The sequence below is a fragment of the Burkholderia cepacia GG4 genome (genome assembly GCF_000292915.1).
Classification (GTDB): domain Bacteria; phylum Pseudomonadota; class Gammaproteobacteria; order Burkholderiales; family Burkholderiaceae; genus Burkholderia; species Burkholderia cepacia_D.
In genome coordinates, this window is the sequence record NC_018513.1 from 1,749,089 (window position 1) to 1,772,949 (window position 23,861).

Consider the following 23,861-nt stretch of genomic DNA (forward strand, 5'->3'; position numbering starts at 1 on the left):
CGGCCGGCGGGAGCCGGCGGCGCCCGCCGGTGAAGAAGAATCGACGCGAGGACAAGGATGAGTGAGCCGCAGCCGCCACACGGCGCAGAGACCAATGCCGCGAAGCCGGCACCGGCGGGACTTGAAACGCTGGCGGCCGTCGGCAGCCGGTTGGCGCAGCTCCGGGAAGCGAAAGGCTGGACGGTCGACGACGTGTCGGCGCGGCTCAAGGTCGCCCCGCAGAAGCTGCGTGCGCTCGAGGCGGGCGACATCAGCCATTTGCCCGGCGTGACGTTCGCGCTCGGCGTCGTACGCAGCTATGCGAAGATGCTCGGCGTCGATCCGGAGCCGTTCGCGCAGGCACTGCGCCGCGAGCGCGGGGTGCCGGAAGTCGACCTGTCGATGCCCGCTGCGTCGGGAACGGATCTGCCGCGCGGCCGCGTGTCGATTCCGCTCGGCGGCTCGTCGCGCCATCACCCGTGGCTGTGGGGGACGGCGATCCTCGTTGTCGCGGTGATCGCGGTACTCATGTGGCACACTGGCGGCGATTCGTCGAGCTGGCTCGCGCGTTTCAAGGGTGGCGACACCGCGCATGCGTCGGCTGCCAGCGCACCGGTGGCGTCTTCCGTCGAAGCGGCAGCCGCGAGCGGCGCGTCGACGGCAGTCGGTAACGACGCTCCGGCTCAGGTTGCGGCGTCCGCCGCGGCACCGCAGGCGGTTGCGTCGGCTGCACCGGCTCCGGCCCCGACGGCCGCGGCACCCGCATCGCAACCCGTCGTCGCGCCGGCTGCCGCGAGCTCGGCCGCGCCGGCCCAGCCCGCGAGCGTCGTGGTGGCGGCAGGCCAGTCGATGGTCGAACTGAAGGTCAAGCAGGATTGCTGGTTCAGCGTGCGCGACAAGAACGGCAAGGAGCTGTTCTCGGCGCTGGTGCGGGCCGGCGAGACGAAGCAGGTCGCCGGCGACGGGCCGTTCAAGGTCACGATCGGCAACAAGGCCGGCCTCGATACGGTCGCGTTCGACGGAAAACCTGTCGATCCGGCAAAATATTCGGCAGCGCGGGGTAACGTGGCGCGGTTCACGTTGCCCTGACGTCAAGCGCCGTGGCGAGGGCCTGTCGTCGACAGGCCGTGAGGACACGGCGCTTTTTCAATTCATGCGCCGCATCGCGGCGCATTCCGCGTAAATGGATCTATCGATGCAATCCGAAGCTCAATCCCCACGCAGCAGTCAGATTTGTTCAACCGAGCCGGTGTTCGGCGGGCATCAGCCGCGCCGCGTATCGCATGCGGTGGATGTCCGCTGGGGCGGGCAGCTCGTGACGATCGGCGGCGCCGCGCCGGTGCGCGTGCAGTCGATGACGAACACCGACACGGCCGACGCGATCGGCACGGCGATCCAGATCAAGGAACTCGCGAATGCGGGCTCCGAACTGGTGCGCATCACGGTCAACACGCCCGAGGCCGCGGCCGCCGTGCCGGCGATCCGCGAGCAGCTCGACCGGATGGGCGTGACCGTGCCGCTCGTCGGCGATTTCCACTACAACGGCCACCTGCTGCTGCGCGATTACCCGGGCTGCGCGGAGGCGCTGTCGAAGTACCGGATCAACCCCGGCAACGTCGGCCAGGGCGCGAAGCGCGATACGCAGTTCGCGCTGATGATCGAGGCCGCGGCCAAGTACGACAAGGCGGTGCGGATCGGCGTGAACTGGGGCAGTCTCGACCAGGACCTGCTCGCGCGCATGATGGACGAGAACGGCGCGCGTTCGCAGCCGTGGGATGCGCAGAGCGTGATGTACGAAGCGCTGATCCAGTCGGCGATCGGCTCGGCCGAACGTGCGGTCGAACTCGGCCTCGGCCGTGATCGCATCGTGCTGTCGTGCAAGGTCAGCGGCGTGCAGGACCTGATCGCCGTGTACCGCGAGCTCGGTCGCCGCTGCGGCTTCGCGCTGCACCTCGGGCTGACCGAGGCCGGCATGGGCTCGAAGGGCATCGTTGCGTCGACGGCCGCGCTCGGCGTGCTGCTGCAGGAAGGGATCGGCGACACGATCCGCATTTCGCTGACGCCGGAACCGGGCGCGCCGCGCACGGGCGAAGTGATCGTCGGCCAGGAAATCCTGCAGACGATGGGCCTGCGCTCGTTCGCACCGATGGTGATCGCGTGCCCGGGCTGCGGCCGCACGACGAGCACGCTGTTCCAGGAACTCGCGATGCAGATCCAGACCTACCTGCGCGAGCAGATGCCGGTCTGGCGCAAGGAATATCCGGGCGTCGAGAAGATGAACGTCGCGGTGATGGGCTGCATCGTCAACGGCCCGGGCGAGTCGAAGCACGCGAACATCGGCATCAGCCTGCCGGGTTCGGGCGAGAACCCGGCCGCGCCCGTCTTCATCGACGGCGAGAAGGTCAAGACGCTGCGCGGCGAGCGGATCGCCGAGGAATTCCAGCAGATCGTCAGCGACTACGTCGCACGCAACTACGGCCGCGCTGAGGCCACGAACTAATTCGTCCACACATACGAACGATGACTGAACAGAAACGCAAGATCGAGAAGCTCACCGGCGTCAAGGGCATGAACGACATCCTTCCGCAGGATGCCGGCCTGTGGGAATTCTTCGAAGCTACCGTGAAATCGCTGCTGCGCGCGTACGGCTACCAGAACATCCGCACGCCGATCGTCGAACACACGCAGCTCTTCACGCGCGGCATCGGCGAAGTCACCGACATCGTCGAGAAGGAGATGTACAGCTTCACCGACGCGCTGAACGGCGAAAACCTGACGATGCGCCCGGAAAACACCGCGGCCGTCGTGCGCGCGTCGATCGAGCACAACATGCTGTACGACGGCCCGAAGCGCCTGTGGTACATCGGCCCGATGTTCCGTCACGAGCGTCCGCAGCGCGGCCGCTACCGCCAGTTCCACCAGGTCGGTGTCGAAGCGCTCGGCTTTGCGGGCCCGGACGCGGATGCCGAGATCATCATGATGTGCCAGCGCCTGTGGGACGACCTCGGCCTGACCGGCATCAAGCTCGAGATCAACTCGCTCGGCCTCGCCGAAGAGCGCGCCGCGCACCGCGTCGAACTGATCAAGTACCTCGAGCAGTTCGCGGACGTGCTCGACGAGGACGCGAAGCGTCGCCTGTATACGAACCCGCTGCGCGTGCTCGACACGAAGAACCCCGCGCTGCAGGAAATTGCGCAGAACGCGCCGAAGCTGATCGACTTCCTCGGCGACGAATCGCGCGCGCACTTCGAGGGGCTGCAACGCCTGCTGCTCGCGAACAACATCCCGTTCAAGATCAACCCGCGTCTCGTGCGCGGCCTCGACTACTACAACCTGACCGTGTTCGAGTGGGTGACCGACAAGCTCGGCGCGCAGGGCACGGTCGCGGCCGGCGGCCGCTACGATCCGCTGATCGAACAGCTCGGCGGCAAGCCGACCGCCGCATGCGGCTGGGCGATGGGCATCGAGCGGATTCTCGAGCTGCTGAAGGAAGAGGATCTGGTGCCGGAGCAGGAAGGCGTCGACGTGTACGTCGTGCACCAGGGCGAGACTGCGCGCGAACAGGCATTCATCGCGGCCGAGCGCCTGCGTGACACGGGCCTCGACGTGATCTTCCACTGCAGCGCCGACGGCGCGACGGCAAGCTTCAAGTCGCAGATGAAGCGGGCCGATGCGAGCGGCGCCGCGTTCGCGGTGATCTTCGGCGAAGAAGAGGTCGCGAACGGCACGGTGGGCGTGAAAGCGCTGCGCGGTGCGGGCGAGGAGGGGGAAAAGAACGTTCAGCAGACCGTACCGGTCGAAAGCTTGACCGAATTCCTAATCAATGCGATGGTTGCATCCGCCGAAGACGGCGACGACTGATCGCGCTGGCATTCGCCGACAAGAAAAGCCTGAAAAGGAAGGAACCGCTCGCCGATGAGTTATCACGACGAACAAGAATCGATTGAAAGTCTCAAGGCGTGGTGGGCCCGCTGGGGCAACCTCACCACGTGGATCGTGCTCGCGGCGCTGGTCGTCGCGGCCGGTTTCAACGGCTGGAACTATTGGCAGCGCCGTCAGGCTGCCGAGGCGTCCGGGTTGTACGAGCAGGTCCAGAAGGCTGCCGCCGCGAACGACAAGGCGACGATGGCCCGCGCGGCCGCCGACATGGAAGGCAAGTTCGGCAGCACGCCGTATGCGCAGATGACGGCGCTGTCGGCCGCGAAGACGCTGTACGCGGCCGGCGACACCGCAGGCGCGAAGGCGCAGCTGCAATGGGCCGCCGATCACGCCAAGGACGACGAGTACAAGCAGATCGCGAAGCTGCGTCTCGCGTCGCTGCTGCTCGACGAGAAGGCGTACGACGCCGGCCTCTCGCTGCTGTCCGGCACGCCGGTCGATGCATTCAAGGGCCTCGTGGCCGATCGCCGCGGCGATCTGTTTGCCGCGCAAGGCAAGACCGACGATGCGCGCGCCGCGTACAAGCTCGCGCTCGACGGCCTGTCGAAGGACGACCAGTCCGCACGTCAGCTCGTCCAGTTCAAGCTGGACGCGCTTGGCGGCTAATCCCGGTCCCCTCAACCTCTTAACTCTGCTTCGCTAACCGATGAATTTGCTGAAACGTTACGCTGTGCCCGTAGCCTGCGCGGCGGCTGTCCTGGCATTGGCGGCCTGCTCGTCGTCGAAGGACGCGCGTCGCGTGCCGACGCCGCTCACCGAGTTCAAGCCCGTCATGGACGTGCAACAGGTCTGGAAGGCGAGCGTCGGCAAGGGCGGGCGCTATCTGTTCTCGCCGGTGGCCGTGGGAGACGCCGTCTACGCGGCGGGCGAGAACGGTTCGGTCGAGAAGATCGACGCGAAGACGGGCCAGACGCTGTGGCGCTCGAAGGTCGGTTCGGATCTGTCGGCCGGTGTCGGCAGCGACGGCAACCTGACCGCGGTCGGCGCGCTGAAGGGTGGCGTGTTCGTGCTCGGTCCCGACGGCAAACAGCTGTGGAAGACGACCGTGCAGGGCGAAATCTTCTCGCCGCCGCTGGTGGGCAACGGCCTCGTGGTCGTACGCACGATCGACGGCCAGGTGATCGCGTTCAACGCGCAGACGGGCGAGCAGAAGTGGAACTACCGCAACCGCGCGGTGCCGCTGAACCTGCGCGTGTCGGCCGGCATGACGTTCGCGGGCGATGCGGCCGTGCTGGCGGGCTTCCCGGGTGGCGGCCTCGTCGCGATCAACCTGCAGTCGGGCGATCCGTTCTGGCAGACGCCCGTGTCGTTCCCGAAGGGCGTGACCGAAGTCGAGCGCATCAACGACGTCAGCGGTCCGCCGACGCTCGTGGGCGCCGAAGCCTGCGCGGTCACGTTCCAGGGCCAGCTCGCCTGCTTCGACGCGAACTCGGGCCGTCCGCTGTGGGAAAAGGCGTTCTCGAGCCGCAGCGGCCTCGCGCAGGACGATTCGGTCGTCGCCGGCGGCGACGACTGGTCGGTCGTGACGGCCTACGATGCGGCGAGCGGCAACCAGCTCTGGCGCAACGACAAGCTGAAGAGCCGCGACGTCGGCGTGCCTTACCTGCTCGGCCATGCGGTCGTGATGGGCGACTACAAGGGCTTCGTGCACTTCCTGTCGCGCGAGGACGGCAGCTTCATTGCGCGGATGAAGACCGACGGCAGCGCGATTACGGCGGCGCCGGTCCTGGCGGGCAATACGCTCGTCGTGCAGACGAAGGACGGCGGCCTGTACGGGTTCCGTCCGCGCTGACGCGCGCGAAACAAGCGCAATCGCGGCGTGGCGGGCTTGTCCCGTGCGCCGCAGTCGCGCAACATGAAGGCGGCCGGTGTCCCCGGCCGCTCGGTATTTGAAAGGCAGTTCGAAACGAAAGACGACGGCGCGCAACGCGCGCCCGGCGCGCGCATCCGGCGCGGCGCGAAATCGTGATATTTTCATTCAGCGCAGCCGCCCGCAGCAGCGGGCCTCCCGCTGCTGCGCATCACCGTAGAAAACACAGATGAAACCGGTCATTGCCCTCGTTGGGCGCCCCAATGTGGGGAAATCCACGCTGTTCAACCGGCTCACGCGCTCGCGCGATGCGCTGGTCGCTGACTTGCCGGGCCTGACGCGCGATCGCCATTACGGCGAAGGGCGCGTCGGCGAACGGCCGTACCTGGTCGTCGATACCGGCGGCTTCGAACCCGTCGCGAAGGACGGCATCCTCCACGAGATGGCGCGCCAGACGCGGCAGGCCGTCGAGGAAGCCGACGTCGTCGTGTTCATCGTCGACGGCCGCAACGGGCTCGCGCCGCAGGACAAGTCGATCGCCGACTACCTGCGCAAGACCGGCCGGCCGATCTTCCTGGTCGTCAACAAGGCCGAGGGGATGAAGTACACGGCGGTCGCGACGGACTTCTACGAGCTCGGGCTCGGCGATCCGCGCGCGATCTCGGCCGCGCACGGCGACGGCGTGACCGACATGATCAACGAGGCGCTGGAAGTCGCGTATGCGGGCCAGCCCGAGGAAGCGGACGAGGATGATCCGTCGCGCGGCATCAAGATCGCGATCGTCGGCCGGCCGAACGTCGGCAAGTCGACGCTCGTGAACGCGCTGATCGGCGAGGACCGCGTGATCGCGTTCGACATGCCGGGCACGACGCGCGATTCGATCTACGTCGACTTCGAGCGTAACGGCAAGAAATACACGCTGATCGACACCGCGGGCCTGCGGCGCCGCGGCAAGGTGTTCGAGGCGATCGAGAAGTTCTCGGTCGTGAAGACGCTGCAGTCGATCTCCGACGCGAACGTCGTCATTCTTCTGCTGGATGCACAGCAGGACATTTCCGACCAGGACGCGCACATCGCCGGCTTCGTCGTCGAGCAGGGCCGCGCGCTCGTGATCGGCGTCAACAAGTGGGACGGTCTCGACGACCACGCACGCGATCGCGCGAAAGCGGATTTGACCCGCAAGCTGAAATTCCTCGACTTCGCGAAATCGCACTACATTTCGGCCGCGAAGAAGACGGGCATCGGCGCGCTGATGCGCTCGGTCGACGACGCGTACGCGGCGGCGATGGCGAAACTGCCGACGCCGAAGCTCACGCGTGCGCTGATCGAAGCCGTCGAGTTCCAGCAGCCGCGCCGTCGCGGCCCGGTGCGTCCGAAGCTGCGCTACGCGCACCAGGGCGGCCAGAATCCGCCGCTGATCGTCATCCACGGCAACGCGCTCGACGCGGTGACGGAAACCTACAAGCGCTACCTCGAAAACCGGTTCCGCGAAACTTTCTCCCTGACCGGGACTCCATTGCGAATAGAGTTCCGTTCGTCGAACAATCCGTACGCGGACAAGGGCTGAAGGATGCCTGCCATGCACGTCCGGCAAGGGATAGGCCGCATGGCCCACGCCCGGGCGGGGCAGGCAAAATCAGCTATAGTGTAGCGATTGGCGGCGGATCTCTTTTTCTTCGTCGCCAATCCAGTTCAACCTGCAAAAAAAGATGGAGTACGCCATGAGCAACAAAGGGCAATTGTTACAAGACCCGTTTTTGAACGCACTGCGCAAAGAGCACGTTCCCGTTTCGATCTATCTCGTCAACGGCATCAAGCTCCAAGGGAACATCGAATCGTTCGACCAGTACGTCGTGTTGCTCCGTAATACGGTGACCCAGATGGTCTACAAGCACGCCATCTCGACGGTCGTGCCGGCGCGCCCGGTGAATTTCCACCCGGACGCGGAAGTCTCGTCCTAACCTATCGCAGCGGCCGGCATCCGGTCGCCGCGAGCGACCGATGCCAGCCGCCTTATCTTGACACCTGAAAATTTGATCAACGCAGCGCTCGTCGGCATCGACTTCGGCAAGACCGATTTCGAAGCCAGTCTCGAAGAACTCAGTCTTCTTGCCTCCAGCGCGGGGGCAAATCCCGCCGTCACCCTCACGGGTCGTCGCTCCAGTCCCGATGCCAAGATGTTCATCGGCAGCGGCAAAGCCGAAGAGCTGCGGCTCGCCTGCGACGCGCACAACGTCGAAATCGTCATCTTCAACCACGCACTGGCACCCGCCCAGCAACGCAATCTGGAGCAGGCACTTAACCGGCGGGTGGTCGATCGCACGAGCCTCATCCTCGACATCTTCGCGCAGCGCGCCCGCAGCCACGAAGGCAAGCTGCAGGTCGAGCTGGCGCAGCTGCAATACCTGTCGACCCGACTGATTCGCGCGTGGACCCACCTGGAGCGGCAGAAGGGCGGTATCGGCCTGCGCGGCCCCGGCGAAACCCAGCTCGAAACCGACCGCCGGCTGATCGGCGAGCGCATCAAGATGCTGAAGTCGCGGCTCGATCGACTGCGTCGGCAGCACAGCACGCAGCGTCGCCAGCGCGCGCGCAGCGGCACGATGTCGGTGTCGCTCGTCGGCTATACGAACGCGGGCAAGTCGACGCTGTTCAATGCGTTGACGAAAGCGCAGGCCTATGCGGCCGACCAGCTGTTCGCCACGCTCGATACGACGTCGCGACGCGTGTACCTGGGCGACGAGGTCGGCCAGATCGTCGTGTCGGATACCGTCGGGTTCATCCGCGAGCTGCCTCACCAGCTGGTCGCTGCGTTTCGCGCGACCCTCGAGGAAACGATTCACGCGGATCTGCTGCTGCACGTGGTCGACGCGTCGAGTGCGGTCCGGCTCGAGCAGATCGAACAGGTGAACGGTGTGCTGCACGAGATCGGCGCGGACACGATCCGGCAGGTGCTGGTGTTCAACAAGATCGATGCCGTTCCCGAGCTGGCAGCCCGCGGCGACGCGGTCGAGCGGGACGAGTATGGTAATATTTCGCGCGTCTTTTTGAGCGCACGCACCGGTCAGGGTCTTGACGCGTTGCGTGCCGCCATCGCCGAGATCGCCTCCGCGGAACACCTTTCCGGCGCGACGTTGATTAACGACGCGCTCGACGGTGCACCCGCTGAACCACACGAAGACCACACGATTTCCGAACAGGGGCGCTAACCGGTCCCGGCCGGCTCGCCGGCGTCTAATCTGGTGAACAAACTCTGGTGAACGAATACAACGAGCGGAGTACCTGGCGGCGGATGCGCGCCTTGCTGTCGATCAACGATCCCCGCTGGGGACGCGGCGACGCCAAGGGCAACGACGGATCCCGTCCGCGTGCGAACGAATCGAAGCGTCCGCCCGGCGGCGACGGTGACGGTCCGCCCGATCTCGACGAGATGTGGCGCAACTTCAACCGGCGCTTGAGCGGCCTGTTCGGCGGCAAGGGCGGCAACGGCTTCCGGCCCGACAACGGCCGGGCTGCGCGCGTCGGCGTCGGCATCGTGATCGGCGTGCTGGTCGCGGTCTACGCGGGCAGCGGGCTGTTCGTCGTGCAGGACGGCCAGACGGGCGTCGTGCTGCAGCTGGGCAAGCTGTCGGGCACGGTCGGCCAGGGCGTGCACTGGCGCGCGCCGTATCCGTTCGCGTCGCACGAGATCGTCGATACGTCGCAGGTCCGTTCCATCGAGATCGGCCGCAACAACGTCGTGCGTCTCGCGAACGTGAAAGAAGCGGCGATGCTGACGCGCGACGCCGACATCGTCGACGTGCGTTTCGTCGTCCAGTACCGGATCCGCTCCGCCACCGACTACCTGTTCCGCAGTGTCGATCCCGAGCGCAGCGTGGCGCAGGCCGCGCAGGCCGCGGTGCGCGCGATCGTCGGCACGCGCAGCGCGGCCGACATGCTGAATCAGGATCGCGACGCGCTGCGCGAGCAGCTGTCCGCCGCGATCCAGCGGGATCTCGACCGCTACCAGTCGGGGCTCGAGGTGACGGCGGTCACGATGCAGAGCGTCGCGGCGCCCGAGCAGACGCAGGCCGCCTACGCCGAAGTCGCGAAGGCGCGTGACGAACGCGAGGCCGCGAAGCGTGCCGCGCAGGCCTATGCGAACGACCTGCTGCCGAAGGCGCAGGGCGATGCCGCGAAGCTCGTCGACGAAGCGAAGGCGTATGCCGATCGCGTGGTGACCGAAGCCGAAGGCGACGCCGATCGCTTCAAGCAGGTCTATGCGCAGTATTCGAAGGCGCCTGCGGTGATCCGCGAGCGGATGTACCTTCAGACGATGCAGGAAATCTATTCGAACACGACGAAGGTGTACGTCGGCAACAAGGGTGGCAACAACGTCGTGTACCTGCCGCTCGACAAGCTCGTCGAGCAGGGGCGGCAAAACGTCGCGACGTCCGCTGGCGCATCCGCGCCCGACGCGGCGTCGGCCCCGCCCGCCGCGGCAGCGAGCGCACCTGCGAGCACGGCATCGGCCGCTGCGGCACCGACACTGGGCAGCGACGTGCTGCGGTCGCGCGAAGCGTTCCGCAGCCGCTCGCGCGAAGACGATACGAAGTAACGGGGAGCGCAGAACATGAACCGAATCATTGCGCTCGTCGTCGCAATCGTGATCGTCGCCTTCGCGGCGTCGTCGACCGTCCTGACCGTTGATCCGCGCCATGCGGCCGTGCTGTCGGGGCGCGACGGTGCGCAGCCGGAACTCGCGGGCCCCGGGATCCATTTCAAGCTGCCGCCGCCGCTCCAGACGGCTACGCTGATCGATACGCGCCTGCAATCGTTCGAGTCGTCGGACGCACTGCAACTGGCGACCGAAGACAAGCACGACCTGCTCGTCGCCTATGCGGTCAAGTACCGGATCAACGATCCGATGAAGTACTTCACGGCGCTGGGTGGCGACCCGGCGGCCGCCACCGAGCGCCTGGCCGGCGCGCTGAAGAGCGCACTTGGCGATGCATTCGGCAAGCGCGCGCTCGACGATGCGCTCGGCGGGCAGCGCGAGATCGCCAAGGCGGCTCGCGATGCGGTGCGCGCGCAGGCATCCGGCTTCGGCGTCGACGTGGTCGATGTCCAGTTGACGCGAGTCGACCTGCCGGCCGCGCAGACGGACGCCGTCTATCAGCGGATGATTGCCGCGCTGCGCGACCAGGCCGCACGGGTGCGGGCCGAGGGCGGGTCCGACGTCGAGCAGATCAAGGCCGACGCGGAACGCGAACAGCAGGCGGTGCTCGCGAATGCGTACAAGTCCGCGCAGACGATCAAGGGCGAGGGCGATGCGAAGGCCGCGACGATCGCCGCCGACGCGTTCGGCAGCGATCCGCAGTTCTACCAGTTCTACGCGAGCCTGCAGGCTTACCGGAATACGTTCAAGCGCAACGACATCATCGTCGTCGACCCCGACAGCGAGTTCTTCCGTTTCATGCGCAGCCCGACGGGCGGTGCCGCACCGGCGGCGCCTGCTCCCCGCAAACATTGACCTTGGGGCGCCGCGACGAGCGGCGCTGTCGCTCGCATGGATCTGGCTGGCTCGTTGTTGCTCGCGGTAGCACTGATGCTGATCATCGAAGGGGCGTTCCCCTTCGTGTTTCCCGTCGCCTGGCGCGACACGTTTCGTAGAATAGCGGAGCGGCCGCCGCATCATATCCGGATCGGCGGGCTCATCGTGATGGCGTTCGGGCTCGTCCTCCTGCTGCTCGCCACCTGACCGGAGACCCGATCCAGACGGCGCATCTGCCGTCCGTTCCGCCTGATTCCGATTTCCGATTCATCTCGCGGCGCGCGTGCGCGCCCTGTTTCCCGTCGTAGGACCGTACCGATGTCGACCTGGTTACTTCCCGAGAATATCGCCGACGTACTGCCGTCGGAAGCGCGCAAGATCGAGGAGCTGCGTCGCAGGCTGCTCGACCGCTTCCGTTCGTACGGCTATGAAATGGTGATGCCGCCGCTGCTCGAATACCTCGAGTCGCTGCTGACGAGCGGCGGCACCGACTTGCGCCTGCGCACCTTCAAGCTGGTCGACCAGCTGTCGGGCCGCACGCTCGGCCTGCGTGCGGACATCACGCCGCAGGTCGCACGCATCGACGCACACCTGCTGAACCGCCAGGGCGTGACGCGCCTCTGCTATGCGGGCAATGTGATGCATACGCGTCCGCGCGGCCTGCACGCGACGCGCGAACAGATTCAGATCGGCGCCGAAATCTACGGGCATGCCGGGCTGGAAGCCGATCTCGAGATCCAGCAGCTGATGGTCGACGCGCTGCACCTCGCGGGGTTGTCGCGGATTCGTCTGGACCTGTGCCACGCGGGCGTGCTCGCGGCGCTGCTCGCGCGCGACGCGCAGGCGGCCGAGCGCGGCGAGGCGCTGTACGACGCGCTGTCGGGCAAGGACGTGCCGCTCTTGACCGAACTCACCGACGACCTCGGCGCCGACACGCGCGCGGCGCTGCGTGCGCTGCCGCATCTGTACGGCGACGCGAGCGTGCTCGACGAAGCGCGCGCGCGACTGCCGGTGCTGCCCGAGATCACGCGTGCGCTCGACGATCTCGCGCAGCTCGCGGCCCAGGCGAAGGGTGTCGAAGTGGCGATCGATCTCGCCGACCTGCGCGGCTACGCGTACCACAGCGGCGCGATGTTTACCGCGTACATCGACGGCGTGCCGAACGCGATCGCGCGCGGCGGCCGTTACGACCACGTGGGCCAGGCCTACGGTCGCGCCCGCCCGGCGACGGGCTTCTCGCTCGACCTGCGCGAGCTCGCGCGGATTTCGCCGGTCGAGGCGCGCGGCACCGCGATTCTCGCGCCGTGGGCGCAGGACGACGCGCTGAGCGCGGCCGTCGCGGCGCTGCGCGATGCGGGCGAAGTGGTGATCCAGGCACTGCCGGGGCACGACCACGTACTCGACGAGTTCGCCTGCGACCGTTCGCTCGTCGAGCGTGACGGCGCATGGGTGGTCGAACCCCGTTAAAGAGGCGTTCGCGGGCCGTCGTTCGGCGTGCATATCGTTGAAGCGAAACGGAAAAAGTCGGAATCGCCCGCGAACATAGGTAGAATACGTTTTTAACCAGCTAACGAATCAACATGTCTGCCAGCGCAGTGAACGTGACTCCCGGGCGCAATGTCGTCGTCGTGGGAACGCAATGGGGTGATGAAGGCAAGGGCAAGATCGTCGACTGGCTGACGGACCACGCTCAGGGCGTCGTGCGTTTCCAGGGCGGTCACAACGCCGGCCACACCCTCATCATCGGCGGCAAGAAAACCATCTTGCGCCTCATTCCGTCGGGCATCATGCGTGAAGGCGTCGCCTGCTACATCGGCAACGGCGTCGTCCTGTCCCCCGAGGCACTGTTCAAGGAAATCGGCGAGCTGGAAGAGGCCGGCGTGAACGTGCGCGATCGCCTGTTCATCTCCGAAGCCACGACGCTGATCCTGCCGTACCACATCGCGATCGACCAGGCGCGCGAAGCGCGCAAGGGCGCGGGCAAGATCGGTACGACCGGCCGCGGCATCGGCCCCGCGTACGAAGACAAGGTCGGCCGCCGCGCGCTGCGCGTGCAGGACCTGTTCGACGCGAAGACCTTCGCCGACCGCCTGCGCGAAAATCTCGATTTCCACAACTTCGTGCTGACCCAGTACCTGGGTGGCGCAGCCGTCGATTTCCAGGCTACGCTCGACACGATGCTCGGCTATGCCGATCGCCTGAAGCCGATGGTGGCCGACGTGTCGCGCCGCCTGTACGACGCGAACAACGCCGGTCAGAACCTGCTGTTCGAAGGCGCGCAAGGCACGCTGCTCGACATCGACCACGGCACCTATCCGTTCGTCACGTCGAGCAATTGCGTCGCCGGTGCGGCATCGGCTGGCGCGGGCGTCGGTCCGCAGAAGCTGAACTACATCCTCGGCATCACGAAGGCGTACTGCACGCGCGTCGGCTCGGGCCCCTTCCCGAGCGAGCTGTACGATGCGGACAACCCGCAGCGCCAGGACCAGGTCGGCGTCACGCTGGCGAACGTCGGCAAGGAGTTCGGCTCGGTCACCGGCCGTCCGCGCCGCACCGGCTGGCTCGACGCAGCGGCGCTGCGTCGTTCGATCCAGATCAACGGCGTGTCGGGCCTGTGCATGACGAAGCTCGACGTGCTGGACGGCCTCGACGAAGTCAAGCTGTGCGTCGGCTACAAGATCGACGGCAATGACGCGGACATCCTGCCGCGCGGTGCTGCCGACGTGGCGCGTTGCGAGCCCGTGTACGAAACGTTCGCCGGCTGGAAGGAAAGCACCGTCGGCATCAAGACGTGGGACGCACTGCCGGCGAATGCGCAGGCATACCTGACCCGTGTCCAGGAAGTGGCCGGCGTGCCGGTCGACATGGTTTCGACGGGTCCGGATCGCGATGAAACGATCCTGCTCCGCCATCCGTTCAAGGTGTAATTTTCAGCATGACGCAGCAAATCACGATGACGGCGGCAGATTTGATGACCGATCCGCGCAACGACGACAAGAACCTGTGGGTAGGCTGGGACGAATACCATCGTCTGATCGAGCTGCTCGCGCTCCAGGTGCATGAATCGGGCTGGAAGTTCGACCAGATCCTGTGCCTCGCGCGCGGCGGCCTGCGCGTCGGCGACCAGCTGTCGCGCATCTACGACGTGCCGCTCGCGATCCTCGCGACGAGTTCGTATCGCGAAGCGGCCGGCACCGAGCAGGGCGACCTCGACATTGCGCAGTACATCACGATGACGCGCGGCAATCTCGCGGGCAACGTGCTGCTGGTCGACGATCTCGTCGATTCGGGCGTCACGCTCGCGCGCGTGCAGGAGCACCTGAAGGAGCGCTATCCGTCGGTCACGGCTGTGCGTTCGGCCGTGCTCTGGTACAAGGGTTGCTCGAAGGTCAAGCCCGACTATCACACGCAGTATCTGCCGACGAATCCGTGGATTCATCAGCCGTTCGAGGAGTGGGACACGGTTCGTCCGCACAACCTCGAGGCGTGGATCAAGCGTGGTCGCGCGCAGCGCGACGGTTCGGGCGCGTAAGCGTCCGGCCAATCGAAGGAAAGCCTTGTACGGCGCCGCTTGCGGCGCCGTTTTTTATTCGGGCGCCGGTCCGGCGCGCGCGTCGATCGGCGTGCGCGGTAGGCAGACGGCGCGGCCCCGGCTATGATGGCAGCCCTGCCACAGCTTGCGCAGGATTGCATGCGCGGCGTGGATCACGTGGTTTAAGGGCAACAAGACAGGGCGGTATTTCAGGGGGGCGCGAGTAGAATAGCGCTCGTTTTGTCCGAACCGGACCCGATTATTACGCTTCATATGAACGACACGATCCAGGCGACCGACGCAGCCCATGCGCATTCGACGCACCAACACTCGATGCAGGCGCTTGCGATAGCGGCCATCGGCGTCGTGTTCGGCGACATCGGCACGAGCCCGCTGTATTCGCTGAAGGAGGCGTTCAGCCCCGCACACGGCATCCCGCTGACCGAAGGCTCGATTCTCGGGGTGATCTCGTTGCTGTTCTGGGCGATCATCCTCGTGGTCGGCATCAAATACCTGCTGTTCGTGATGCGGGCCGACAACAACGGCGAGGGCGGCGTGCTCGCGCTGATGGCACTGTCGCTGCGGCCGCTCGACTCGAAAACCCGCGTCGCGGGCGCGCTGATGGCGCTCGGGATCTTCGGCGCGTGCATGTTCTACGGCGATGCTGTGATCACGCCGGCGATCTCCGTGATGTCGGCGGTCGAAGGACTGGAGATCGCGACACCGCATCTGTCCCATCTCGTGCTGCCGATCACGATCGTCATCCTGATCGCGCTGTTCTGGATCCAGCGCCATGGCACGGCACTGGTCGGCAAGCTGTTCGGGCCGATCATGGTGCTGTGGTTCATCGTGATCGCGGCGCTCGGCGTGTATCACATCCTGCGCGTGCCCGGCATCATCGCGGCGGTCAATCCGTACTACGCGGCGTCGTTCATGGCGGACCACCTGCTGCAGGCCTACGTCGTGCTGGGCTCGGTCGTGCTGGTGCTGACCGGTGCGGAAGCGCTCTACGCGGACATGGGCCACTTCGGCGCGAAGCCGATCCGCATCGCCGCGTACGGGCTCGTGATGCCGTCGCTCGTGCTGAACTACTTCGGCCAGGGTGCGCTGCTGATCCAGAATCCGAAGGCGATCGAAAACCCGTTCTTCCTGCTCGCCCCGGACTGGGGGCTGCTGCCGCTCGTCGTGCTGTCGACGGTCGCCACCGTGATCGCTTCGCAGGCCGTGATTTCGGGCGCGTATTCGCTGACGTCGCAGGCGATCCAGCTCGGCTACGTGCCGCGCATGAAGGTGCTGCATACGTCCGAGCTGGCGATCGGCCAGATCTACGTGCCGGTCGTGAACTGGCTGCTGCTGTTCGTGATCCTCTGCATCGTGATCGGCTTCAAGAGCTCCGACAACCTCGCGGCCGCGTACGGCATCGCGGTGACGGCCACGATGGTGATCACGACCGTGCTCGCGGCCGTCGTGATGGTGAAGGTGTGGAACTGGAACCGGCTGCTCGTCGGCGCGATCATCGCGGTGTTCCTTGCGGTCGACCTGGGCTTTTTCGGCGCGAACCTGCTGAAGGTCGCGCAGGGCGGCTGGCTGCCGCTCGGCATCGGCGCGCTGCTGTTCTTCCTGCTGATGACCTGGTACAAGGGCCGCCACATCGTCAAGGAGCGTACGGCCGCCGATGGTATCCCGCTCGAGCCGTTCCTGCAGGGGCTGCTCGCGCATCCGCCGCACCGCGTGTCGGGCACTGCGATCTACCTGACCGGCAACGACACGCTGGTGCCCGTCAGCCTGCTGCACAACCTGAAGCACAACAAGGTGCTGCACGAGCGGACCATTTTCCTGACGTTCGTCACGCGCGACATTCCTTATGTGCGCGACGACAAGCGCCTGAGTTCGCGCGATGCGGGCGGCGGCCTGTACATCGTGAAGGCCGAGTACGGCTTCAACGAGACGCCCGACGTGAAGGCCGTGCTCGAGGAATTCGGCCGCACGCACGACATGACGTTCGAACTGATGGACACGTCGTTCTTCCTCGCCCGCGAAACGGTCGTGCCGACGCATCTGCCCGGCATGTCGATCTGGCGCGAACGCGTGTTCGCGTGGATGCACCAGAACGCGGCGAAGCCGACCGACTTCTTCTCGATCCCGGCGAACCGCGTCGTCGAACTCGGTACCAAGATCGAGATCTGACCGGCCCGCGCGGGCCGCGGAGGCGGCCCATGCCGATCCGGCGGCGCGCGCGCCGAAGCAATGAAAAAGCCCGCCTTTCGGCGGGCTTTTTTTCGTGCGTCGACAGCCTTGGCGTGCTCAGCGCTTCAGCTTCGCGAACGCCGCGGCCATCGCGCCGGCCGGTTCCGGCTCACGCGAACGCTGCGGGCGGGCCGCGCCGCGGCCGGCATTGCCGCGATCCTGGCCGCCGCGTGGCGCCAGGCCGGGCGTTGCCGCTTCGTCGTCGAGGCGCATCGTCAGCGCAATGCGCTGGCGCTTCACATCGACGTCGAGCACCTTGACCTTCACGACCTGTCCGGCCTTTACGACCTCGTGCGGGTCTTTGATGAACTTCGTCGACATCGCCGACACGTGGACGAGGCCGTCCTGGTGCACGCCGATATCCACGAACGCGCCGAACGCGGCGACGTTCGTCACGACCCCTTCGAGCAGCATCCCCGGCATCAGATCGGACACCTTCTCCACACCGTCGCGGAACGTTGCGGTCTTGAATTCGGGGCGCGGATCGCGGCCCGGCTTCTCGAGTTCGGACAGGATGTCGCGCACGGTCGGCAGGCCGAAACGTTCGTCAACAAATTCCGTCGGCGACAGGCCGGACAGCGCGTCGCGGCTGCCGAGCACGTCGTCGATCCGCTTGCTGATCTTCGCGAGGATCCGTTCGACGACCGGATAGGCTTCCGGGTGCACCGACGAGCGGTCGAGCGGATTCTCGCCGCCGTTGATGCGCAGGAAGCCGGCCGCCTGCTCGAAGGTCTTGTCGCCGAGGCGCGGGACCTTGCGCAGGTGGTCGCGCGACGGAAACGGCCCGTTCGCGTCGCGGTAGTCGACGATGTTGCGTGCGAGCGTTGCGTTCAGACCCGACACGCGCGCGAGCAGCGCGACCGACGCGGTGTTCGCATCGACGCCGACCGCGTTCACGCAATCCTCGACCACCGCGTCGAGCGAGCGGGCGAGTTCGCGCTGGTTCACGTCGTGCTGGTACTGGCCGACGCCGATCGCTTTCGGCTCGATCTTCACGAGCTCGGCGAGCGGGTCCTGCAGGCGGCGGGCGATCGACACCGCGCCGCGCAGCGACACGTCGAGCTCCGGGAATTCCTTCGCGGCCAGCTCGGACGCCGAGTAGACGGACGCGCCGGCTTCCGACACGACGATCTTCTGCAGCCGCAGTTCGGGGTGCTTCGAGATCAGTTCGCTCGCGAGCTTGTCGGTCTCGCGCGATGCGGTGCCGTTGCCGATGCTGATCAACTCGGCCTGCGTCTGCGCGGCGATGCGCGCGAGCTTCGCGAGCGAGCCGTCCCAGTCGCGCCGCGGCTCGTGCGGGTAGATCGTGTCGGTGGCCAGCACCTTGCCGGTGCGGTCGACGACGGCGACCTTCACGCCCGTGCGCAGGCCGGGGTCGAGGCCGATCACGGCCTTCGGGCCGGCCGGCGCCGCCAGCAGCAGGTCCTTCAGGTTGCGGGCGAACACGCGGATCGCCTCGGCTTCGGCCGTTTCACGCAGTTGCGTGAGCAGTTCGTTCTCGATGTGCGGCTGCACCTTCACGCGCCAGCACCAGCGGCACACGTCGGACAGCCATTTGTCGGCCGGGCGGCTCTGGTTCGCGATCCCGAAATGGCGCGCGATCATCGCTTCGCCGGGATGCGGGACCTGTGCGTCGAGTTCCTCGCCGAGGCCGAGCTTGACGGTCAGCACGCCGGCATTGCGGCCGCGGAACAGCGCGAGCGCGCGGTGCGACGGCACGGTCCGGATCGTTTCCGCGTAGTCGTAGTAGTCGCGGAACTTCTCGCCTTCCTCGTTTTCCTTGCCTTCGACGACGGCCGACGACACGACACCCTGGCTGTGCAGATAGTCGCGCAGCTTGCCGAGCAGTTCGGCCGTTTCGCCGAATTGTTCGGACAGGATGTCGCGCGCGCCGTCGAGCGCGGCCTTCACGTCGGCGACGCCCTTGTCGGCATCGACGTAGGCGGCGGCTTCCGTCTGCGGGTCGAGCAGCGGATTCGCGAGCAATGCCTGCGCGAGCGGCTCGAGGCCGGCTTCGCGGGCGATCTGCGCGCGCGTGCGGCGTTTCGGCTTGTACGGCAGATAAAGGTCTTCGAGCACCTGCTTGCTGTCGGCCGCCTCGATCGCGGTGCGCAGTTCGTCGGTCAGCTTGCCCTGTTCGTCGATGCTCGACAGGATCGTCGCACGGCGATCCTCGAGCTCGCGCAGATACAGGAGGCGTTCCTCGAGCTGGCGCAGCTGCGTGTCGTCCAGGTTGCCGGTCACTTCCTTGCGGTACCGGGCAATGAACGGAACGGTCGAGCCTTCGTCGAGGAGTTGCACGGCCGCCGCGACCTGGCGCGGCTGGACGGACAGTTCGGTGGCGATGCGCTGTACGATCTTGAGTGCTACGGTTTCCGTCATGTCGTGGATGATGTGCCTGCTGAAATCGCGGCGCGGGCCGGCAGCCGCGCGCGGCGGGCTGCGAGACGGGCCCGCCGGACCAGATGCCGCGGGTGAGTGAAGCGGGGCATTTTGCCATAAATGGCAGAGCGCCCAGCCGGGGGTGATAGAATTTGATACATGTCCCGCAGCTTTCCTACGACGTTGCCAACTTCCCGCATTTCTCTCGTCGCGCTCGGCGCAGCGCTCGCCGCGGCTTTGTCCGTCGGGTCTACCGTCGCGTACGCACAGGTCTCGGGCGCAACCGCGCCGGATGCCGCCGCAGCCGTGCCCGTCGCAGCCACCGTCACGCAGGATTTTGACGCCCGTCAAAAAGTGCTCAATCAACGTTCCGCGGAAAACGATTATCGTTATGCCGTGGCGGAGCACGATTGCTACAGCAAGTTCTTCGTCAATCACTGTCTCGGCAAGGCGCGTGACCTGATGCGCGAGGAGCGGGCGAGCATCAGTCAGGAGCAGCTCGCGCTCGACGACGAACAGCGCGCGGTGCGGGCGCAGCAGCGTGACCAGCAGCAGGCGCTGAAGCAGGCGCAGAATGCGGCGGAAGCACCGCAGCGCGCGGCGAGCGACGCGGCGAATGCGGCTGCGTTCCGCGACAAGCAGGAGCAGAATGCACTGAAGCGGGCACAGCGCGGCGCGGAAGGGCCGCAGCGGGCCGCGAGCAAGCAGGCATACGACCAGAAGCAGTCGGATTTCCAGCGCAAGCTCGACCAGGCGCACCAGCAGGGCGCGCAGAAGGCGCAGGAGCGGTCGGACAACGCCGCGCGCTACGAGCAGAAGCAGAAGGAAGCCGCACAGCACAAGGCCGATGTCGAGCGGCGTCAGCAGGAAGCGACCGAGAAGGCCAAGCAGCAGCAACAGCAGGGGCAGTAACGTGTTGGATTGATCCGGAGTCAGTCTCGTGCGTGCCGGCACGCCAGCCGGCACGCTGCTTCGATGAGGAGGCGCATATGCAAAACCGTCCCACGGAACAGCAGCAGGAATTGCACAACCGTTTGGCTGCATTGCAGGAGCAGCACCAGCAGCTCGCTCGGGAAATCGAGCTGAAGGAAGGACACTCCGACATCGACGACATCACGCTGCACCGGCTGAAGAAGGAAAAGCTGGCGGCCAAGGACAAAATCATTTTGCTGCAATCGCAGCTGGAACCGGATAAGCGCGCCTGAGCGCGGCCTGGCAAGCGCCGGCGCCGCCCGGGCGCTGGACACAGGAACGCTTGCCTTGAATTCACCGCTTGAAGCCAACCCCGATGCCCGGCGTGACGCGTCGTCCGCCGGGCGCGTTCGTGCGCCCGAAGGCACCTTCGAGCTGAGCCGCAAGCGTGTCGACGAACTCGACACGATCTTCGGCGAAGGCGGACTGCTTGCGCGCGCGCTCGACGGCTATCACCCCCGTCTGTCGCAGATCGAGATGGCGCGTGCGGTCGCGTCCGCGATGGAGGCGTCCGCGCGCCGGATGCCCGAGCCGGAGATCTTCGAGACCCGCAAGCGGCCGGCGCGCCGCCTCGGCGAAGGCGACAAGGCGGCCGAATCCGCCGCCGACGGCGCGGCGGCCGACACCGACGGCGACACCGGCGACAACACGCTGATCGTCGAGGCCGGCACCGGTACCGGCAAGACCTATGCGTATCTGGTGCCCGCGATGCTGTGGGGCGGCAAGGTGATCGTGTCGACCGGCACGAAGCACCTGCAGGACCAGCTGTTCCAGCGCGACATCCCGACGGTGCGCAACGCGCTCGCGGTGCCGGTGACGGTCGCGATGCTCAAGGGCCGCTCGAACTACCTGTGCCATTACTACCTGCAGCGCACGGCCGACAACGGCCGCCTGCCGTCGCGACAGGACACCGCCTATCTGCAGGAAATCGTTCGTTTCGCGAAGGTCACGAAGAGCGGCGACAAGGCCGAGCTCGCGAGCGTGCCGGAGACGGCGCCCGTGTGGTCGATGGTCACGTCGACGCGCGACAACTGCCTCGGCCAGGAGTGCCCGCATTACAAGGAGTGCTTCGTGATGCAGGCGCGGCGCGAGGCGCAGCAGGCCGACATCGTCGTCGTCAACCATCACCTGTTCTTCGCGGACATCATGCTGCGCGACACGGGGATGGCCGAACTGCTGCCGAACGCGAACACGGTGATCTTCGACGAAGCGCATCAGCTGCCCGAGACGGCCACGCTGTTTTTCGGCGAGACGCTGTCGACCACGCAGATCCTCGAGCTCGCGCGCGACACGGTGGCCGAGGGCCTGAGCCATGCGCGCGACGCGGTCGAATGGGTCAAGCTCGGCGGCGATCTCGAACGCGCGGCGCGCGACCTGCGCCTGGCGTTCGCGAACGACCAGATCGTGCGCATGTCGCTCGCGCAGCTCGGCGACGATCACCCGATGTTCGGCGCGCTCGACGCGCTCGAGGTGGCGCTCGACGCGCTCGCATCGGCGCTCGCGAGCCAGGCCGAGCGGGCGGAGTCGCTCGGCGCGTGCCTGCGGCGCGCCCGCGAGCTGCAGGACCTGCTGGCGGGCTGGGTCGCGCCCGGCGCCGCCGAAGCGGCGGCGAAGGCCGATGCCGCGGCGGCCGGCGACAAGGCGGCTGCCGACGGCGACCCGAACGAGAAGGTGCGCTGGGTCGAAGTGTTCGCGCATACCGTCCAGCTGCACGAGACGCCGCTGTCGGTCGCGCCGATTTTCGCGAAGCAGCGTGCCGGCGTGCCGCGCGCGTGGGTCTTCACGTCGGCGACGCTGTCGGTGCGCGGCGACTTCACGCACTACGCGGCCCAGATGGGCCTCAGCTCGCGGCGCTCGATGACGCTCGCGAGCCCGTTCGACTACCAGACGCAGGGGCTGCTGTACGTGCCGCGCAATCTGCCGCAGCCGTCGTCGCCGGCATTTACCGACGCCGTGTTCGACGCGGCGTTGCCGGCGATCGAGGCGTCGGGCGGCGGCGTGTTCATGCTGTGCACGACGCTGCGCGCGGTCGACCGGATCGCATCGAAGCTGCGCGACGTGATCGAGTCACGCGGCTGGAATACGCCGCTGCTGGTGCAGGGCGACGCAAGCCGCACCGAGTTGCTCGATCGCTTCCGTTCCTACGGCAATGCGATCCTGGTCGGCAGCCAGAGCTTCTGGGAAGGCGTCGACGTGCGCGGCGACGCGTTGTCGCTGGTCGTGATCGACAAGCTGCCGTTCGCGCCGCCCGACGATCCGGTGCTGGCCGCGCGGCTCGATGCGCTGACCAAGAAGGGCTTGAGCCCGTTCGCGGTTCACCAGCTGCCGCAGGCCGTGATCACGCTGAAGCAGGGCGCGGGCCGCCTGATTCGCGCGGAGACGGATCGCGGCGTGCTGATGATCTGCGACACGCGGCTCGTCGACAAGCCTTACGGTCGCCGGATCTGGCAGAGCCTGCCGCCGTTCAAGCGTACCCGCGAGATCGCTGTCGTGCAGGACTTCTTCGACGAACAGCGCGCGGACAAGCGCGCGTGACCGCACCGCCGCCTGCTGCGGGCGGCGCCAACAAAAAACCCGGCTCGATGGCCGGGTTTTTGTTGGTGCGGCGAGTGTCGCTCAGAACTGCCACCACGACTTCTTCGCGCCGGGGCGCGAGTGGCCGGTGATGTACGGGCTGTCCGGGAACGTCCCCGCGAGCACGCGCTGCGTGTCTTCCGCGAGCTGCGGCTGATTCAGCTTGCCGTACGACAGGATCATGATGTGCAGCGCATCCTCGATCGCCGGCGCGCCCTTGTAGTCCTTGATCGCGAGCTGCGCGCGGTTGATTGCCGCGACATAGGCGCCGCGCCGATAGTAGTAGTCGGCCGCGTGCACTTCGTGCGATGCGAGCGCGTTGACGATGTAGCGCATCCGGGCCGCGGCGTCGGGTGCGTACTTGCTCTTCGGATAGCGGTCGACGACGACCTTGAACGCATCGTACGATTCGCGCAGGGCCTGCGGATCGCGCTCGCTCATGTCCTGGCCGGAGAAGCGGCCGAACAGGCCGAGATCGTCGTTGAAGTGGATCATCCCCTTCAGGTAGTACGCATACGGGATATCCGGGTGATCCGGGTGCAGCTGGATGAAGCGGTCGACGGCCTGGTCGGCGGCTGCCGCTTCGTTGTCCTTCCAGTTGCAGTACGCGACGTTGATCTGCGCCTGTTGTGCGAAATGGCCGAACGGATCGCGGCCTTGCAGCGATTCGAAATATTTCGCGCACTTGCCCCAGTCGCCGCCGGACAGTGCGTCCTGGGCCTCTGAGTATAATTTGTTGTTCGACCAGGTAGCCGTCTCGTCCTGCTTCTGCGGCAAGCCGTGGCAGCCGGCGATGAGGGCCGCGGCCGCTACCGCCGCAGCTCGGGCGGCGACGGTTCTGGCCGTACGTTTGGTCGAATTCATCATGCTCGCATGTCCTAGCTTCAAGTCTC

Annotated in this window: 20 protein-coding genes; 18 read left to right on the top strand and 2 right to left on the bottom strand. The window is 66.6% G+C overall.

Annotated elements, in window-relative coordinates; translation table 11 throughout:
• The first annotated feature begins 57 nt into the window (after positions 1 to 57).
• The 15 genes from GEM_RS08020 to GEM_RS08090 all read left to right on the top strand — a co-directional run bounded on the left by GEM_RS08020 (position 58) and on the right by GEM_RS08090 (position 16,980).
• Positions 58 to 1,068 carry a helix-turn-helix domain-containing protein gene (locus tag GEM_RS08020; RefSeq protein ID WP_014896907.1) on the top strand — a complete coding sequence of 337 codons (1,011 nt, stop codon included), beginning with the start codon at positions 58 to 60 and terminating at the stop codon, positions 1,066 to 1,068.
• Between the two features lie 106 nt (positions 1,069 to 1,174).
• Complete coding sequence (gene ispG, locus GEM_RS08025; RefSeq protein WP_014896908.1) at positions 1,175 to 2,479, top strand: flavodoxin-dependent (E)-4-hydroxy-3-methylbut-2-enyl-diphosphate synthase; 1,305 nt, start codon at positions 1,175 to 1,177, stop codon at positions 2,477 to 2,479.
• A 20-nt stretch (positions 2,480 to 2,499) separates the two neighbouring features.
• Positions 2,500 to 3,840, top strand: a complete 1,341-nt coding sequence (gene hisS, locus GEM_RS08030; RefSeq protein ID WP_014896909.1) for a histidine--tRNA ligase — start codon at positions 2,500 to 2,502, stop codon at positions 3,838 to 3,840.
• Between the two features lie 54 nt (positions 3,841 to 3,894).
• Positions 3,895 to 4,524 (top strand): tetratricopeptide repeat protein, encoded by a 630-nt coding sequence (locus GEM_RS08035; protein ID WP_014896910.1) that lies wholly within the window; start codon positions 3,895 to 3,897, stop codon positions 4,522 to 4,524.
• A gap of 40 nt (positions 4,525 to 4,564) precedes the next feature.
• Positions 4,565 to 5,710: an outer membrane protein assembly factor BamB gene (gene bamB / locus GEM_RS08040; RefSeq protein WP_014896911.1), complete on the top strand. Its 1,146-nt coding sequence runs from the start codon at positions 4,565 to 4,567 to the stop codon at positions 5,708 to 5,710.
• 247 nt (positions 5,711 to 5,957) lie between these two features.
• Complete coding sequence (gene der, locus GEM_RS08045) at positions 5,958 to 7,295, top strand: ribosome biogenesis GTPase Der (protein WP_014896912.1); 1,338 nt, start codon at positions 5,958 to 5,960, stop codon at positions 7,293 to 7,295.
• A gap of 154 nt (positions 7,296 to 7,449) precedes the next feature.
• Positions 7,450 to 7,689, top strand: coding sequence for an RNA chaperone Hfq (hfq, locus tag GEM_RS08050; protein ID WP_014896913.1), 240 nt, complete (start codon positions 7,450 to 7,452; stop codon positions 7,687 to 7,689).
• Positions 7,690 to 7,761: 72 nt separating this feature from the next.
• On the top strand, positions 7,762 to 8,937 hold the full coding sequence (gene hflX / locus GEM_RS08055) for a GTPase HflX (protein WP_014896914.1): 1,176 nt from the start codon (positions 7,762 to 7,764) through the stop codon (positions 8,935 to 8,937).
• 47 nt (positions 8,938 to 8,984) lie between these two features.
• On the top strand, positions 8,985 to 10,325 hold the full coding sequence (hflK, locus tag GEM_RS08060) for an FtsH protease activity modulator HflK (protein WP_041490484.1): 1,341 nt from the start codon (positions 8,985 to 8,987) through the stop codon (positions 10,323 to 10,325).
• A gap of 15 nt (positions 10,326 to 10,340) precedes the next feature.
• A complete protein-coding gene (hflC, locus tag GEM_RS08065) occupies positions 10,341 to 11,240 on the top strand; it encodes a protease modulator HflC (RefSeq protein WP_014896916.1) in 900 nt (299 codons plus the stop codon).
• A 36-nt stretch (positions 11,241 to 11,276) separates the two neighbouring features.
• Positions 11,277 to 11,468 carry a DUF2065 domain-containing protein gene (locus GEM_RS08070; RefSeq protein ID WP_014896917.1) on the top strand — a complete coding sequence of 64 codons (192 nt, stop codon included), beginning with the start codon at positions 11,277 to 11,279 and terminating at the stop codon, positions 11,466 to 11,468.
• Positions 11,469 to 11,579: 111 nt separating this feature from the next.
• The gene (locus GEM_RS08075) at positions 11,580 to 12,728 is read left to right on the top strand and encodes an ATP phosphoribosyltransferase regulatory subunit (protein WP_014896918.1); all 1,149 of its coding nucleotides are present in this window, start codon (positions 11,580 to 11,582) and stop codon (positions 12,726 to 12,728) included.
• A 113-nt stretch (positions 12,729 to 12,841) separates the two neighbouring features.
• Positions 12,842 to 14,188 (top strand): adenylosuccinate synthase, encoded by a 1,347-nt coding sequence (locus GEM_RS08080; protein WP_014896919.1) that lies wholly within the window; start codon positions 12,842 to 12,844, stop codon positions 14,186 to 14,188.
• An 8-nt stretch (positions 14,189 to 14,196) separates the two neighbouring features.
• Positions 14,197 to 14,793, top strand: a complete 597-nt coding sequence (locus tag GEM_RS08085) for a phosphoribosyltransferase (RefSeq protein ID WP_014896920.1) — start codon at positions 14,197 to 14,199, stop codon at positions 14,791 to 14,793.
• A 273-nt stretch (positions 14,794 to 15,066) separates the two neighbouring features.
• Positions 15,067 to 16,980, top strand: a complete 1,914-nt coding sequence (locus GEM_RS08090; RefSeq protein ID WP_014896921.1) for a potassium transporter Kup — start codon at positions 15,067 to 15,069, stop codon at positions 16,978 to 16,980.
• Between the two features lie 117 nt (positions 16,981 to 17,097).
• Here GEM_RS08090 and GEM_RS08095 read toward each other — a convergent pair whose 3' ends face one another.
• Complete coding sequence (locus GEM_RS08095) at positions 17,098 to 19,422, bottom strand: Tex family protein (RefSeq protein WP_014896922.1); 2,325 nt, start codon at positions 19,420 to 19,422, stop codon at positions 17,098 to 17,100.
• A gap of 159 nt (positions 19,423 to 19,581) precedes the next feature.
• On the opposite strand from GEM_RS08095, the gene GEM_RS08100 reads away from it, so the two are divergent.
• The 3 genes from GEM_RS08100 (at position 19,582) to GEM_RS08110 (ending at position 22,929) form a co-directional block, all read left to right on the top strand.
• Positions 19,582 to 20,334, top strand: coding sequence for a hypothetical protein (locus GEM_RS08100; protein ID WP_014896923.1), 753 nt, complete (start codon positions 19,582 to 19,584; stop codon positions 20,332 to 20,334).
• 77 nt (positions 20,335 to 20,411) lie between these two features.
• Complete coding sequence (locus GEM_RS08105) at positions 20,412 to 20,627, top strand: YdcH family protein (protein ID WP_006755091.1); 216 nt, start codon at positions 20,412 to 20,414, stop codon at positions 20,625 to 20,627.
• Positions 20,628 to 20,682: 55 nt separating this feature from the next.
• On the top strand, positions 20,683 to 22,929 hold the full coding sequence (locus GEM_RS08110; protein WP_014896924.1) for an ATP-dependent DNA helicase: 2,247 nt from the start codon (positions 20,683 to 20,685) through the stop codon (positions 22,927 to 22,929).
• A gap of 81 nt (positions 22,930 to 23,010) precedes the next feature.
• On the opposite strand, the gene GEM_RS08115 is transcribed toward GEM_RS08110, so the two are convergent.
• A complete protein-coding gene (locus GEM_RS08115; RefSeq protein WP_014896925.1) occupies positions 23,011 to 23,835 on the bottom strand; it encodes an outer membrane protein assembly factor BamD in 825 nt (274 codons plus the stop codon).
• Between the last annotated feature and the right edge of the window lie 26 nt (positions 23,836 to 23,861).